We start from the raw sequence: 15,209 nt of genomic DNA, 5'->3' as shown, positions 1-15,209 counted from the left end.
AATATTCAGAACGTTGCAACTAATTGTATGACAAATGCGTCTAATGAACAAATTATAAATCGTATGAAAAAAATAATAGCATCTTTCGGTTGGCTCATGTTGCTGCTGCCGCTAATCAGCGTGGCTGGAAACAAGTCGTTTTTAAATTCTATTAACGGCGGTTTTGCCGAAACAGAAACCAGGCAAGTATCAAATTTTAAAGGCGTTTCTTCGGGCGGCTCGTTCGACGTTTTTATAACAATGGGTGGCCAGGAATCATTAAAACTTGAAGGCGATAAAGAAGACCTGGCAAAAATTGAAACCGTTGTTGAAGATGGCATTTTGAAAGTAAGATTTCAGAAGAAAATGAATTCCAGTTGGTTTAACACCCATGAAAAAGTACGCGTCTACATCACTGCCAAACAACTTGATGAAGTTTCATTGAGCGGATCTGGAAATATAAAAGTTGATGGTACTATCAAATCAACCGACTTTAAAACCAAACTCAGCGGCTCTGGCAATATCAGTCTTGCTGCCAACGCAAGCACGTTCAATGCAGCAATCAGCGGCTCAGGCGGCATCACCGTATCGGGCGAAACAAAAGGTTCGTCAATCAGCATCAGCGGTTCAGGCGATTTTAATGGAAAAGGATTGCATTCTCAAACAACCGACATTAAAATAAGCGGCTCAGGAAACGCGAAGGTAAACGTTGACGAAACCCTAAATGCGGCGGTAAGCGGATCAGGAAATATTTATTATTCAGGCAAAGCCCAGGTAGCGAATGTGAAAAAAAGCGGATCGGGGAGTATTTCTAAAATGTAACCCTTATTTAACTCATTTGGCCCGGTAATCCGGGCTTTTTTTTGCAAAAACATTGACCGGGGTTTTTAGTTGTTCAGGTATCGTAGAATAAATTCCTGTACAAGATGAAAATTGTAATTATAGGTGGCGGTTTTGCCGGAATGAATCTTGCCAAGAGCCTTGCTAATGAAAATGGTTTCGATATAACCCTTGTCGATAAAAACAATTACCACTTCTTTCCGCCACTAATTTACCAGGTTTCCACTGCATTTATAGAAGCTTCCAACATCAGTTACCCTTTCAGAAAGATATTTCAACACAAGAAAAACCTTCGCTTCCATTACGGTGCGTTAACGGGCATCAATCTTCAGGAAAATAAAATTACTACAACAACCGGCGACATACCCTACGATCAGCTGGTGCTGGCAATGGGTACCGAAACTAACTATTTCGGCTTGGAGAACGTCAAGAAAAACGCATTACCGATGAAGACCATCAACGATGCGTTGAACCTGCGTAATCATATCTTGCAAATGACCGAGAAAGCCGCCCTGGTTGACGATCCTAACGAAAAAGAAAAGTATCTGAATATCGTGATCTCCGGCGGCGGGCCAACCGGTGTTGAGCTGGCGGGCATGCTTTCTTATGTAAACAAAAACATTGTCAAAAAGGATTATCCTGAGATTGGCGACGCCAGCAAAATCAAAATATATCTTGTCGACTTGCTCCCGGTTCTTTTAGGCCCGATGAGTAAAAAGTCACAGCAGGAAGCCAAAGACGTACTTGAACGAATGGGTGTGATCGTGAAGCTGAACCTGGGCGTAAAAGATTATGTCAACGATGAAGTCGTATTCGCCGATGGAAGCACCATTCCAACTTATTCTTTGATCTGGACGTCGGGTGTAACAGCAGTTACCGTACCAGGCATTCCACAGGAAAGTGTTACTAAAGGCAACAGGGTATTAGTGAACGAGCACAACCTGATCAACGGAACCTCAAATATTTACGCAATTGGTGACGTTGCCTTGATGATGTCAGACCCGAAATGGCCGAAAGGACATCCGCAACTGGCGCAACCAGCTATACAACAAGGCGAATTGCTGGCCGATAATTTCGAGCGTATGCTTAATAACAAGCCACTGAAAGCATTCAGTTATCGCGACAAAGGCAGTATGGCGATCATTTCAAAAAATGAAGCCGTAGGCGATCTCCCGGGCAACATCTTCATCAAAGGCGTAATCGCCTGGTTTATCTGGATGTTTATTCACATCATCCCGATAGCCGGTTTTAGAAATAAAATCAAACTGTTCAACAACTGGTTTTGGTCGTTTTTAACCAATGACCCGAACTTACGGCTTATCATACGGCCAAGAAATGATTGGGCAGCGAAAGTAGATGAGCCTGTTAAACCGAATGGGTGAGGAAAATCTTCGTTTGTCATTCTGACGAAGGGAGAATCTGACACGGATAGGACGACTTCTTTGTTTTAGCGATAATGACAGCTGCTATAAACCACTGGTAAAAGAATATTGAAAAGCAATGTTCACCATTGTTCTGTCCCGTGCTTCGCTGTAGTTTTGCCTTGAACGTTACTGCTATGATTAAATTAACTGCAATGGTAAAAGCTGCCGCTGCGCCCGGGTTTATTGCACGCGGGACATACTTTCATGGCAAGATAATACTGCGCAAAAGCAAATTCTGTGCGGTGAATGATGATTTTAAACCGGATTGAAGTGGTTACCCCACAGCGAAGCGACGCCAAAAGAGAGGGGGCGAGGAGTAAAAACGGAAAGCCGGACTGCAGGGAATAGAAGCACTTCTATCCCTTTTCAAAAAAACAATCGAACTAAATGCATTACTGTCAGGAGCTATTACCTTGTCAACTTCTTTCGATACAAACATTCTAAAATTCACTTCGTTACTATTTCCAATCACACTATTATGAAAGCATTAATAATCAACTGCACATTAAAACCATTGCCGGAATTTTCAAATACCGGGGCGTTAATCGACAAGGCAGTAAAGCAACTGGAAGAACAAGGCGCAGCTACCGAAGTAATTCGCTTAGTAGATTACGAAATTAAGCCCGGCAATTCATCTGATGAAGGTAATGGTGATCAATGGCCACAAATTCTGAGTAAGATTCGCGAAACTGACATCCTGATCATTGGAACTCCCGTGTGGATGGGACATTTAGCTTCAACGGCTCAGCGGGTTATCGAACGCCTCGACGCTATTTTCCATGAGGAAGGAACAACCGACGAGCAAACCGGCCAGTACTTTACCTATAACAAAGTAGCAGGCTGCCTGGTTACCGGTAACGAAGACGGTGCACATTCGTGCGCGGCACAGGTGCTTTGGTCTATGCAGGAATTAGGATTTACCATACCTCCAAACGTGAATGCCTATTGGGTTGGAATGGCCGGCGGCGACAAAGACTATGTACCCGGCGGCGGCGAACGCTACTTTTATACAAATAAGACGCTGCGGTATATGATCGCCAACCTTACTTATTTCGCGAAACTTTTGAAAGAGAATCCTATTACAACAAATTGGAATGAGTTAACGAAGCTGGCGAAAAAGGAAAGTGATGAAGAAGGAGAATAAAAATTAAAGTACACTTGCCTTTTTGTCATTCTGACGAAGGAAGAATCTGTCTCCGTTTCTGAAGATTTGTTGATCAAGCTTTAGCAAACGGCAATGAATTCTTGCTGACCAGATACTATTGAATAAAAATTAAGTCTTAAAAAGCCCGTTTCTACTCTTTTCGAATCGGACAGCCCGAGCTTTGCTCATACTACACAAGGCGTTAACCACAAGGCCGGAATCCCAATGTCATTAAGTTAAGCAAATTACGGTCAGGTTGAGGTACTCGAAGTCCCGTGATTTGCTTGCTTCGTTTCATAAAAATGCCCCATTTCAAGCGCCTCAATGTGGCATTTTTATTAAGCATTCTCTTAACAAATAATATTCGCCGGTATCCGCGACGCCCGGGTTTTATCATACTCAAGACAAACTTTCATGGCTGCACACGCAACTGTCAACCCGACTATCGTTCCTCCATCCTTAAAACCTTGTATAAACTGCCAACTGAATCACATTATTCGAAACGTTTGTATTCAGTCCCTTTACATACTGGTTTATATAACCGGCTTCCAGGTCGACTTTCGGGCTAAAGCGATATCCGACGGCTCCGTAAACCCGGTTCTGATCAAAGAAGCTATCATTCAGCTTCTCCTTGTTCTGGATGGTGAAGAATATTTCATCCTGCAATGCTGCGTATGGCCCCTTGCTGAACTTTCCTTCCTGTTTGGCCAAAGGAATGATGGTGCGTACAAAGTATCGCAAACGCTGAGAGAAAATATCATCGGCCTGTCGTTCTATGAAGCGCTGCTCCAGTCGAAAACGGTTCTGTAAACTAACAGCACCGAAGCTCATGTTATTGATATATTGCTCCCAAATACGGCTTTCGGTTAGCGAGTTTTTAGGAACACCTACCAATCTGTTAAATGTGCCAACATAAGCATAACCCACCGTCACATTATTTTTCGGATTAAAATGATAAGTGATTCCAGGGCGGATAAGTACATTTCTTACATATCGCCAATTATCGGCAGAACGCACTTGTCCGTCAAAATGAAGTCCCCAGTTTTTTGAAAACTTATAGGAATTAAACCAGGCGAACCAACCTGTGTTTTCATTTAAAGTTTGTGCGATTGATGTGTTGGCAAAAGCAATTAACACAATAAAAGATATAAGCAATTTCCGGTTACTCATAATTTAACGGATATAAAAAAGTCCGGCTGACCGGACTATATAATAAAAACTTAATTTTTAAACGCCTAACAGCAGACGCGCCGGGTCTTCCAGTAATTGCTTTACTCTTACGAGGAAGCTAACGGATTCGCGGCCGTCGATGATACGGTGATCATAGGATAATGCTATATACATCATCGGACGAATTACAACCTGGCCGCTAACAGCAACGGGACGTTCGACGATGTTATGCATACCCAAAATGGCTGATTGTGGTGCGTTAATAATTGGTGTCGACATCATCGATCCGAAAACACCGCCATTTGTGATGGTAAATGTTCCACCAGTCATCTCGTCGATCGTCAATTTATTATCACGGGCTTTCGTAGCCAGCGTTACAACTTCTTTTTCAATCTGGGCAAGGCTCATTCCATCCGCATTGCGAATAATCGGAACTACAAGTCCTTTAGGTGCAGACACGGCAATTGAAATATCCGCGAAATCATTGTACACGATTTCTTCACCATCGATGCGTGCGTTTACAGCCGGAAATTCCTTTAAAGCTTCGCAAACAGCTTTGGTAAAGAATGACATAAAGCCTAAACCTACGCCATGTTTCTCTTTGAATTTATCTTTGTATTTGGAACGCAATTCCATGACCGGCTGCATGTCAACCTCATTAAAGGTTGTAAGCATTGCCGTATCATTTTTAACAGCTACCAAACGTTTTGCAATCGTCTTACGCAGCGAGGTCATTTTCTCGCGACGCTCGTTGCGGCTTCCGGCAACTGAAGGTGCAACAGTTGGCTTTTGAGCTTCAGCAGCGGCAGGTTTGCTTTCAGTTTTAGGTTTAGAAACCTCAGCTTTTAATGCATCTTCTTTTGTAATACGGCCACCAACACCTGTGCCGTTTACACCGCCTCCATCTACTCCTTTTTCAGTTAAAATTTTTGCTGCCGAAGGCGAAGGCGTTCCTGAAGCATACGATTTTTGAGTTTCGCCGCCGCCCGCGCTTACTGGCTCCGTTACCGGAACAGGGCTTTCCTTTTTTACAGGAGCACCAACAGCGCCTGAAATAGCACAAACTACAGCACCGATCGGAAGCGTGTCTCCTTCTTTAGCAATAGTTTTTAACGTCCCTGCTTTTTCGGCAGTCAGTTCAAATGTTGCTTTATCTGATTCCAACTCAGCGATAGCTTCGTCCATTTCAACCTGATCGCCGTCTTTCTTGATCCAGCGGGATAAAACCACTTCAGTTATTGATTCGCCAACCGGCGGAACCTTTATTTCTATACTTTCTGCTGATGCTGATTTTTGTTCGGCTGCCGGAGCACTTGCTTCCTGAGCAGCGGGCTTCTCTGCGCTTGCAGATCCAGCCTCATCAATCGAACATACAACAGCACCAATTGCCAGCGTATCTCCTTCTTTGGCTATGGTTTTTAAAGTTCCTGCTTTTTCGGCAGTCAGTTCAAATGTTGCTTTGTCTGATTCCAGCTCGGCAATAACCTCATCCATTTCAACCTGGTCGCCGTCCTTTTTTATCCAGCGCGACAGAACTACTTCAGATATTGATTCGCCAACCGGCGGAACTTTTATTTCTAAACTCATATTGTATCTCTTGTTACTTTAGGTTTTAATCGATATTAACCACTTTTTTGGTTGTTTTCTCAACAGCTTTTTTTACTTCGGGCCCGGCCGCACTTTCGAAAGCTTTTCCAACAATATATAACTGTTGCGCAATATGCTGCTTCGCATAGCCGGTTGCTGTACTGCTGCTTTCCTTACGGGATATAACCTGTAAATCGGTATTCCTGAATTTACGGCATAAATAAGGCCATGCACCCATATTTTCTGGTTCTTCCTGAACCCAGATAAATTCGCCCGCTTTTTTATACTTATCACGTATTGCCTGAATTTCATCATAAGGCAGCGGATAAAGCTGCTCTACTCTGACAACAGCGACATCCTTCCGTTTGTCGGTTTGCTGTTTTTCCAAAAGGTCGTAATACACCTTTCCGGTACAGAACAACACGCGTTTTACGTCCTGGGCTTTAACAAAGTCATCATCTATAACTTTACGGAATGATCCTTCGGTAAACTCTTCCAGTTTGCTTACTACCTGCGGATGACGCAGCAAACTTTTCGGCGTAAATACTACCAGCGGCTTCCGGAAATCACGTTTTAACTGGCGGCGCAACAAGTGAAAGAAGTTTGCAGGAGTTGTACAATCTGCAACGGTAATGTTATTATCAGCACAAAGCTCCATAAAACGTTCAATCCGCGCCGAGGAGTGCTCCGGCCCTTGTCCTTCGTAGCCGTGAGGCAATAGCATTACCAGGCCGTTTGAACGTTGCCATTTAGTTTCAGCACTTGTTATAAACTGGTCGACAATAATTTGTGCTCCATTGAAGAAATCACCAAACTGAGCCTCCCAGATAACTAAAGCCTGAGGATTAGCCAACGCATAACCATACTCAAATCCTAAAACACCGTACTCGGACAAATGCGAGTTATATATATCAAATTTCGATTTTTCCGTAACGTGATTTAACGGCACATATTCTTCTTCCGAATCTTCTAAAGTTAAAACTGCATGCCTGTGAGAAAACGTTCCACGCTCTACATCCTGACCGCTAACGCGTACGCGATTGCCTTCGTCAAGTAATGTCGCATATGCCATCAGCTCGCCCATTGCCCAGTCAAAAGTTTTAGTTTCGACCATTTTCCGGCGATCATCAAAAAGCTTCTCGATTTTCTTGAAGAACTTTTTATCCGCAGGCAGTTCGGTGATTTTCTTGGCAAGTTCTATGAACTTATCCGTTGATACCGCCGTATCTACCGCTTTATTCACTTCCTCTGTTGTTGCCAGATGAAGACCTTTCCACGCTCCGGAGAACATTGGATTGGTGTTTGAATAAGGCTCGTCTTTTGACTCGTTTAATCTTTCCTGCAGTAAGCCACGGAATTTCTTTTCCATCTCTTTAGCAAGATTGGCATCTACGCTTCCCTGTTCCTGGAGTTTTTTGGCATATATCTCACGGGGATTTGCATGCGTTTCAATGGCCTTATAAAGTAATGGTTGAGTGAACTTAGGCTCATCAGATTCATTGTGTCCAAACCGACGATAGCAAAGGATATCGATGAATACATCATTGTGATACTTTTGACGATATTCAACCGCGAAATTGATTGCATATACCAAAGCCTCTACGTCGTCGCCATTTACATGGAAAACGGGTGATAAGGTAGTTTTCGCGATATCGGTGCAATAAGTGGAGGAGCGGGCGTCTTTGAAATTGGTAGTAAAACCAACCTGATTGTTAATCACCAGGTGAATAGTTCCGCCTGTTCTGTAACCATCAAGTTTTGACATCTGCAATACTTCATATACGATTCCCTGCCCGGCAACGGATGCATCACCATGGATAAGGATCGGCGCAATGCGATGTTCATCGCCTTCATATTTGAAATCGAGCTTTGAACGCACCATTCCTTCTACCACAGCGTCCACTGTTTCGAGGTGGGATGGATTCGGGCAAAGGCTCAGGTGAACTTTTTTTCCTGTACTCGTATCAACGTCTGTTGAATAACCGAGGTGATACTTTACGTCTCCGCCGAATGGTTTGCTTTCATCATAACTTTTACCTTCGAACTCGGAAAATATTTCTTTGTACGTTTTATGCATAATGTTAGCTAAAACGTTCAGTCGGCCACGATGTGCCATCCCGATTACAAACTCTTCAATACCGAGTTCGGCGCCTTTTTCAATTACCGAATCAAGCGCAGGAATAACGCTTTCGGCGCCTTCCAGTGAAAAACGCTTTTGTCCAAGAAACTTGGTTCCGAGAAAATTCTCAAAAACAACGGCTTCATTCAATTTTTGAAGAATCCGTTTTTTCGTATCTATCGAAAATTTAGGCGTATTGCGTTCGCTTTCCATGCGCTGCTCGAACCATTTCAATTTCTCCGGGTTACGGATAAATTTATATTCGGCGCCGATGGACTGGCAGTAAGTATCTTCAAGCAACTGGCGTATATCACGCAGTGAGGCCGGACCTAAGCCTACCTCTACGCCCGCGTTAAAAATTGTATTGAGATCTGCCTCTGTAAAGCCAAACGTCTCCAGCTCTTTTCCGGGGAAATATTTACGGCGCTCACGCACCGGATTAGTCTTTGTAAACAAGTGACCACGCTGACGGTAGCCGTTTATCATGTTCAGAACATTAATTTCTTTCAGAACATGTTCATAATTTTCCGGACTTGCACCTGCACTTGCTGAAACGGAAGAATCAGCACCCCGGCCAAAATCAAATCCTTCAAAAAATTTCTGCCAGCCAAAATCAACTGATTCGTGATCCTGATTATATTGCTGATAAAGTGAATCGATGTAAGCCGCGTTCGTTTCGTTTATATACGACGGATTATTCATTGGAAATAAATTTGTAGCGCTCAAAATTAAGACTTTTGCCTATTAGTCAGGCAGAAAACTTACTATTTACTTATGATATTTTATCAGGCAACTTTAATGCTGCCTGTTTGCAGGGATGGATAAAGCTGAACCCCAAAATCATCTATCTGCTGAGGTGTAAGCTGCCATGGCTGGTGTATCGCAGCTCCGGGAATATCCGCAAGTTCCGGAATCCAGTATCTTACGTATTCACCCTTGGGATCATACTCCAATGCCTGTTTCAGAACGTCAAAATACCTCTTATCTCTCGGATCATTACCAACTCCGGCAATATACGCCCAGTTGCCCCAATTACTGGCAGGCGAATAATCAATCAGCTTTTCTTCAAAGTATGCTGCTCCCAGACGCCAGCTTACATGCAAATCCTTTACCAAAAAACTGGCTACATTTTGCCGGCCGCGATTACTCATAAACCCGGTAGCATTTAACTCCCTCATATTAGCATCAATAAACGGGAAACCGGTAGTTCCTGTTTTCCATTTTTCAAAAAGATCTAACTGATTTTCTGAAACAGCCGGTGCGAGATCTTTAAAGCCGGTTTCTTTAAAAAACATATTGCCGTGCTTTTTAAACATGAACCTGAAAAAATCCCGCCATAATAACTCAAAAACCAGCCAATAAGTTGAATCGTTTGCCAACCTTTCGCGCTCATATTTTTTCACTTCCCAGTATACCTCCCGCGTTGATAAACACCCCACCGCTAACCAGGGTGAGAGATGCGAAGAGTAATCAGAACCCAGCAAACCGTCGCGGGTAGCTTTATAGCTTTTAAGCAGATCTTTTTCCCATAAATAATAATGGAGGCGCTTTAGACCTTCTGTTTCACCGCCGTTAAACTGCATAAATGCAAGCGGCTCATCAGTCACATCGTCATACGACAGATCGGATAAAGACGGCACGTTGCTCGGCTGAAGGTCAACAGGCACACTAATAGAAACAGGCGTTTCAAAAGACGGCCTGATATGGCTGTCGCGCTCTATTTTCTTTCTGAATGTTGTAAATATGTCGGGAATGTCTTTTATCGGGAAGGGCAGATCTTCTTTGTGATACATGGTATGCCCGATGAAATGCTTCAGATTAACCCTGAGCTTCCATAATGCATCTTCAACAAGTGATGAGACACGGGTTTCCTCTGTGGCTACTTCCCTGTGATGGTAAACCTCGGTAATATTATATCGTTCAACTAAAGATGGAAGTATTTCCTCCGGTTTTCCTGTCAAAACAAGCAAATCGCCACCAAGACTTTGAAGTGAGTGTTTTAAATCGGAAACGCTTTCAATCAAGAATTTTGCCCGCCGGACGCCGGTTTTTAGGGTACCGAATTGCGTCTCTGTAAACTGGCGTGGATCAAAGCAGTAAACAGGCAAAATCCGGTCAGATTTTTTTACTGCTTCCAGCAGGATTTCATTATCATGAATCCGTAAATCATTTCTAAACCATACTAAAATGGTTTTTGACATCTATAAAATTTTAGTTAAACAAATCTCGGGGAACCTTACCGAACAACTGTCCAAAGTTACGCATCAAACGGTATACATTTATATCATTTAAACGTCAATTCGACGATTTTAAGCGATTTCAATAACAGTTAGACAAGAACTTAGCAAAACAACCGGGTTGCATGTTCGTTAATATTTTATCAATTATCAGCACAATGGCAACCAGGGAACAAATCCAAAACGAATATATCGACTACGTTTTAACAAGCGGCCAAAGGCCTTCGTCCGTTTATATTTTTTCTAAAAACCGGGGGATGGATGAATCTGAATTTTATGAGTTTTTCGGATCGTTCGAAGGTGTGGAAGAATCAATCTGGACAAGCCTTATTGAACATACGATTGACGAAATTAAAACGCAAGATATATGGAACGAGTATAGCTCAAGGGAAAAAGCTCTTTCCTTTTTCTATAGCTACACGGAACTGCTAAAAAGCCGTCGCAGTTTTATTTTGCAAAGCTACCGGGCGATACCACGCGGCGTTACAACTCCGGCAGTGCTCGAAGGAACAAAAGAAACATTCAAAATTTTTGCGTCTGAATTGATTAATGATGGCCTGGAAAGCGGAGAATTGGCCGAACGTAAGTTTTTTGACAAACGTTACAAAGATGCGCTGTGGGCTCAGTTTGCTTTTATTCTGAATTTTTGGATACATGATGGAAGCCCGGGATTTGAAAAGACCGATGAAGCCATAGAGAAAGGAATAAATTTAACATTCGACATGTTTGAACGATCAGCTATTGACAATCTCATCGATTACGGCAAATTCCTGGCACGTAGCGGCGGGCTAAGAAATACGGTACGGGTTTGATGGGCAGGTCGGCATTTGCAGTGATATTTGACATGGATGGCACGCTGCTCGACAATAATCCATATCACTATAAAGCATGGGTTGAGTTCTATAAAAAACGTGGTTATAATCTCACCGAGCAGGATTATCTACAAAATATCAGTGGTGTACCGATACGCTCGCACTTAAATCGGTTTTTAGGAAAACTGGTAGAAGAAGAGCAGATAGCGCAGCTAAGTGAAGAAAAAGAATCCCTGTACAGAAAATTATATGAGCCTTATATTAAACCGATAGATGGCCTGATCTCATTTTTAAAACAACTGAAAGAGACCAGTACAAAAACAGCAATCGCCACATCTGCCACTGCCGAAAACATGAAGTTTGCTATGGATCATTTGAATTTGTGGCCCTGGTTCGACGAAATTGTTGATACAACACAAGTAGAAAATGGCAAACCTGCACCTGATATTTTTCTTAAAGCTGCCGAAAAGCTGGAAACCGCTCCGGAAAAATGCGTTGTGATTGAAGATTCTTTTGCCGGCATTAATGGAGCGAACGCTGCAGATATGAAAGTTATCGCTATTACTACATCAAACACCGCTGAAACACTTGTGCCGCATTCGCTCGCTGTCAGCAATTATAATAACCTCACAGTTGAAAAGCTTGCCGGGCTATTTTCCGACTAAACATACGATGAAAGAACAACAGAACATCCCTACTTCCAAAGCCTCCAGATCAGCAAGGTTTGTTAAAACCGGAATAAATATCGGCGGAAATTATATCAAGTATTATTCAAAAAGACTGTTCAATCCCGAGTTCGGAAAAGATGAATTAAACCAGGATAACGCCACAGATATTTATGATTCGCTAAGCGAGCTAAAGGGCAGTGCTTTGAAAGTTGCACAAATGTTGAGCATGGACAAAAATATTCTTCCGAAAGCTTACACTGACACATTTGCGCAGTCGCAATACAATGCTCCGCCACTTTCCGGCCCGCTAATCGTCCGTACGTTTAAACGTTACCTGGAGAAAACGCCCGAGCAGGTTTTTGACAAATTTAACTTGAAGTCAACCAATGCCGCATCAATCGGGCAGGTACATCACGCTTTCTTAGACGGAAAAAAACTGGCTGTAAAGATTCAGTATCCAGGCGTCGGCGACAGCATTTCTTCTGACTTGAAACTAATAAAACCCTTCGCATTCAGGTTGCTCGGAATGAGTGAAAAGGAATTGAATATTTATTTGCGGGAAGTTGAAGAACGCTTACTAGAGGAAACTGATTATGAGCTGGAACTAAAACGCTCGGTAGAGTTTTCGGACGCCTGCAAAAATCTTAACAACGTAGTTTTTCCGGGCTACTATCCTGAGCTCTCCGGTAAACGGATCATAACCATGGACTGGATTGATGGCCTGCACCTTAAAGAGTTTTTAAAAACTGATCCGCCGCAGGATCTCCGTAACCAGATCGGGCAGGCACTTTGGGACTTTTATAACTTTCAGCAGCACGAATTGCGCGCAGTACACGCCGATCCGCATCCAGGCAATTTCCTGATAACACCGGCGGGTAAACTCGGTGTTATTGATTTCGGCTGCATCAAGGTAATGCCTGACGATTTTTATGAACCTTTTTTCTCTCTGATCTCATCAGATACTTTAACGGACAAAGCAAAAACTTTAGACGCATTCAGAAAACTGGAAATGATACTGCCGAATGACTCACCGGCGCAAATCGAATTTTACTATAAAGCCTACAGGGAAGTGATCGGGCTTTTTGCCAAACCATATATGAACAATGTCTTTGATTTTAGTCAAAGCGAATATTTCGACCATTTGTATTCGTACGGCGAAAAGATTTCAAAAATGCCGGAATTTAAAACGGCACGCGGAGTAAAACATTTTATCTATGTGAACCGAACAAATTTCGGTCTGTATAACATCCTTCACGAACTTAACGCAACGGTTAGAACCGACACTTACAAACCTCATCTCGAGCTTGCCAAAACATTTGCAGCAGATAACTCATTATGAGAATCTTGCTAACAGGTGCAAATGGCTACATCGGCGCTCGCTTATTACCGATCTTGCTCGAAAAAGGGCACGATATTATCTGCATGGTGCGGGATAAACGCCGTTTTCGCGAGATAAGCGACTTTGGCGACAGGGTAACTATAATCTCAGGCGACCTGCTAAAAGAAGAAACACTTATAAATATTCCCCACGAAATCGACGCAGCCTTTTACCTGGTTCACTCGATGAGTTCGGGAAATGAAAGCTTCGAGAAGCTGGAAAGTCTTTCGGCTCAGCATTTTGCTGATGCGATAAAGAAAACAACATGCAGGCAAATAATCTATTTAACCGGCATCGTGAACGACCAACGTTTGTCAAAGCACTTAACATCGCGTTTACATGTTGAAGATATTTTGAAAGAGAGCGGCGTTCCAACTACCATTTTGCGCGCTGCAATTATTATCGGATCCGGCAGTGCTTCATTTGAAATTATCCGCGACCTTACAGAAAAGCTGCCTGTTATGATCGCTCCAAAATGGCTTAAAACCAAATGCCAGCCAATCGCTATACGTGATGTTCTGGCTTATATGGAACAATCTCTTCTAAACCAAAAGACTTTCAACAGGACTTTTGATATCGGCGGACCAGACGTGCTTACCTATAAAAACATGCTGTTGACGTATGCCCGGGTGAGAAAGTTAAAGAGATTCATTGTTACTCTTCCCGTGCTAACACCTAAGCTTTCATCGTATTGGATTAACATGGTAACTTCTGTTCCATACTCGCTTGCTAAAAGCCTGGTGCAAAGTATGAGGAACGAAGTTGTTTGTAAAAACGACCAAATAAAAGAGATTATACCACGTAGCTGCCTAGGTTATGAAGAGTCGCTTAAACTCGCTTTTGAAAAAATTGAACAGAATTCTATCGTTTCAAGCTGGAAAGACGCATTAAACCAAGGCTACCTGGAAACTGATTTTATGGACCACGTCAAAGTTCCTCAAAATGGCACTCTGGAATATAAAATCGTGATGCCCTTCGAGCGCAGCAGCGACGAGGTTTTCGAAAACATCTGGAACATCGGCGGAACCCGCGGTTGGTATTATCTCGACTGGCTTTGGAACCTTCGGGGATTCATCGATAAGCTCATCGGCGGGATCGGAACACGACGAGGAAGAACAAGCAATGTTCAGTTGCGAGCAGGTGATGCGCTGGATTTTTGGCGTGTGCTGCTTGCCGACCGGAAAAACCAACGGCTTTTACTTTATGCAGAAATGAAGGTTCCCGGAGAAGCCTGGCTTGAGCTCAAAATTATCAATAAAGATCAGCGCAACTGCCTGTACCAAACGGCAACCTTCCGCCCTTATGGTGTTTGGGGACGGATGTACTGGTATAGCATGTGGCCGTTTCATGCCGTGTTGTTTAAAGGAATGGCAAAAGAAATAACCCGCTATAATCCAAAAGCGCTGATTAGCAAGTTAAATACCTGATCAGCATTTCTTCCACGGCAGTTGGCAAAAATCGCCTTCAGTCAACTGCAAACGCTCAACAATACGATTATTTTCAAGATGCTCGTTAACGATTTCTGCAACGTCGCTCATTTGTACTTTGCCATAAAATACTCCTTCGGGATACACAACCACGCTCGGCCCTAATTCGCAAGTTTCCATACATCCGGTTCGCTGGGCACGTATTTCAGTGTTCAGGTTCTTGTTTTTTATTAGCTTTTTAAATTCGGCAACGAGCATAAGGCCGTGCTCCTCGCCACAGCTGATCCTCGAACCCTCGGGGCGTTGGTTTGTACAGATAAAGACGTGTTTTTTATATAACATACAAACCAAATCTATGAAACAGAGTTAATTTTCAAACCACCATAATGTAATAAATCAGCAATTATATAGGTAAGTCACAAAT

The 15,209-nt window shown here is 42.9% G+C and carries 12 protein-coding genes; 7 read left to right on the top strand and 5 right to left on the bottom strand.

What is annotated here, in order from left to right; genetic code table 11:
- Window positions 1-63: 63 nt before the first annotated feature.
- The 3 genes from GS399_RS18470 to GS399_RS18460 all read left to right on the top strand — a co-directional run bounded on the left by GS399_RS18470 (window position 64) and on the right by GS399_RS18460 (window position 3,387).
- The gene (locus GS399_RS18470) at window positions 64-801 is read left to right on the top strand and encodes a head GIN domain-containing protein (protein WP_160846140.1); all 738 of its coding nucleotides are present in this window, start codon (window positions 64-66) and stop codon (window positions 799-801) included.
- 104 nt (window positions 802-905) lie between these two features.
- Window positions 906-2,201, top strand: coding sequence for an NAD(P)/FAD-dependent oxidoreductase (locus GS399_RS18465; RefSeq protein WP_160846139.1), 1,296 nt, complete (start codon window positions 906-908; stop codon window positions 2,199-2,201).
- Window positions 2,202-2,721: 520 nt separating this feature from the next.
- Window positions 2,722-3,387 (top strand): flavodoxin family protein, encoded by a 666-nt coding sequence (locus GS399_RS18460; RefSeq protein WP_160846138.1) that lies wholly within the window; start codon window positions 2,722-2,724, stop codon window positions 3,385-3,387.
- A 459-nt stretch (window positions 3,388-3,846) separates the two neighbouring features.
- Here GS399_RS18460 and GS399_RS18455 read toward each other — a convergent pair whose 3' ends face one another.
- From GS399_RS18455 to GS399_RS18440, 4 genes are all read right to left on the bottom strand, one after another.
- Complete coding sequence (locus tag GS399_RS18455) at window positions 3,847-4,557, bottom strand: DUF2490 domain-containing protein (RefSeq protein WP_160846137.1); 711 nt, start codon at window positions 4,555-4,557, stop codon at window positions 3,847-3,849.
- 57 nt (window positions 4,558-4,614) lie between these two features.
- On the bottom strand, window positions 4,615-6,144 hold the full coding sequence (gene odhB, locus GS399_RS18450) for a 2-oxoglutarate dehydrogenase complex dihydrolipoyllysine-residue succinyltransferase (protein WP_160846136.1): 1,530 nt from the start codon (window positions 6,142-6,144) through the stop codon (window positions 4,615-4,617).
- A 25-nt stretch (window positions 6,145-6,169) separates the two neighbouring features.
- Window positions 6,170-8,965 carry a 2-oxoglutarate dehydrogenase E1 component gene (locus GS399_RS18445; protein WP_160846135.1) on the bottom strand — a complete coding sequence of 932 codons (2,796 nt, stop codon included), beginning with the start codon at window positions 8,963-8,965 and terminating at the stop codon, window positions 6,170-6,172.
- A gap of 83 nt (window positions 8,966-9,048) precedes the next feature.
- Window positions 9,049-10,464 carry a DASH family cryptochrome gene (locus GS399_RS18440; RefSeq protein ID WP_160846134.1) on the bottom strand — a complete coding sequence of 472 codons (1,416 nt, stop codon included), beginning with the start codon at window positions 10,462-10,464 and terminating at the stop codon, window positions 9,049-9,051.
- A 161-nt stretch (window positions 10,465-10,625) separates the two neighbouring features.
- Here GS399_RS18440 and GS399_RS18435 point away from each other — a divergent pair, with 161 nt between their 5' ends.
- Genes GS399_RS18435 through GS399_RS18420 form a run of 4 tightly spaced genes read left to right on the top strand, consistent with a single transcriptional unit; the run spans window position 10,626 to window position 14,785 of the window.
- The gene (locus tag GS399_RS18435; protein ID WP_237487997.1) at window positions 10,626-11,312 is read left to right on the top strand and encodes a TetR family transcriptional regulator C-terminal domain-containing protein; all 687 of its coding nucleotides are present in this window, start codon (window positions 10,626-10,628) and stop codon (window positions 11,310-11,312) included.
- Window positions 11,312-11,977: an HAD family hydrolase gene (locus GS399_RS18430; protein WP_160846133.1), complete on the top strand. Its 666-nt coding sequence runs from the start codon at window positions 11,312-11,314 to the stop codon at window positions 11,975-11,977. The genes GS399_RS18435 and GS399_RS18430 overlap by 1 nt, the downstream gene beginning before the upstream one ends.
- A gap of 7 nt (window positions 11,978-11,984) precedes the next feature.
- A complete protein-coding gene (locus tag GS399_RS18425) occupies window positions 11,985-13,319 on the top strand; it encodes an ABC1 kinase family protein (RefSeq protein WP_160846132.1) in 1,335 nt (444 codons plus the stop codon).
- Window positions 13,316-14,785: an SDR family oxidoreductase gene (locus GS399_RS18420; protein ID WP_160846131.1), complete on the top strand. Its 1,470-nt coding sequence runs from the start codon at window positions 13,316-13,318 to the stop codon at window positions 14,783-14,785. Before GS399_RS18425 ends, GS399_RS18420 begins: the two co-directional genes overlap by 4 nt.
- Here GS399_RS18420 and GS399_RS18415 read toward each other — a convergent pair whose 3' ends face one another.
- On the bottom strand, window positions 14,786-15,127 hold the full coding sequence (locus GS399_RS18415) for a (2Fe-2S) ferredoxin domain-containing protein (protein ID WP_160846130.1): 342 nt from the start codon (window positions 15,125-15,127) through the stop codon (window positions 14,786-14,788). It abuts the gene before it with no gap.
- Window positions 15,128-15,209: the final 82 nt, after the last annotated feature.

The sequence above is a fragment of the Hufsiella arboris genome (assembly GCF_009834875.1).
Taxonomy (GTDB): Bacteria; Bacteroidota; Bacteroidia; order Sphingobacteriales; family Sphingobacteriaceae; genus Hufsiella_A; species Hufsiella_A arboris.
The sequence above is the reverse complement of the archived record's forward strand: the minus strand, read 5'-3'. Positions and strand labels throughout refer to the sequence as shown.

Excerpts from the sequence above, each read along its gene's own strand:
- GS399_RS18470 (WP_160846140.1), top strand. The coding sequence starts at position 64 with ATGAAAAAAATAATAGCATCTTTCGGTTGGCTCATGTTGCTGCTGCCG.
- GS399_RS18440 (WP_160846134.1), bottom strand. The coding sequence starts at position 10,464 with ATGTCAAAAACCATTTTAGTATGGTTTAGAAATGATTTACGGATTCAT.
- GS399_RS18420 (WP_160846131.1), top strand. The coding sequence starts at position 13,316 with ATGAGAATCTTGCTAACAGGTGCAAATGGCTACATCGGCGCTCGCTTA.
- GS399_RS18445 (WP_160846135.1), bottom strand. The coding sequence starts at position 8,965 with ATGAATAATCCGTCGTATATAAACGAAACGAACGCGGCTTACATCGAT.
- GS399_RS18415 (WP_160846130.1), bottom strand. The coding sequence starts at position 15,127 with ATGTTATATAAAAAACACGTCTTTATCTGTACAAACCAACGCCCCGAG.
- odhB (WP_160846136.1), bottom strand. The coding sequence starts at position 6,144 with ATGAGTTTAGAAATAAAAGTTCCGCCGGTTGGCGAATCAATATCTGAA.
- GS399_RS18425 (WP_160846132.1), top strand. The coding sequence starts at position 11,985 with ATGAAAGAACAACAGAACATCCCTACTTCCAAAGCCTCCAGATCAGCA.
- GS399_RS18465 (WP_160846139.1), top strand. The coding sequence starts at position 906 with ATGAAAATTGTAATTATAGGTGGCGGTTTTGCCGGAATGAATCTTGCC.
- GS399_RS18455 (WP_160846137.1), bottom strand. The coding sequence starts at position 4,557 with ATGAGTAACCGGAAATTGCTTATATCTTTTATTGTGTTAATTGCTTTT.
- GS399_RS18435 (WP_237487997.1), top strand. The coding sequence starts at position 10,626 with ATGTTCGTTAATATTTTATCAATTATCAGCACAATGGCAACCAGGGAA.
- GS399_RS18430 (WP_160846133.1), top strand. The coding sequence starts at position 11,312 with ATGGGCAGGTCGGCATTTGCAGTGATATTTGACATGGATGGCACGCTG.
- GS399_RS18460 (WP_160846138.1), top strand. The coding sequence starts at position 2,722 with ATGAAAGCATTAATAATCAACTGCACATTAAAACCATTGCCGGAATTT.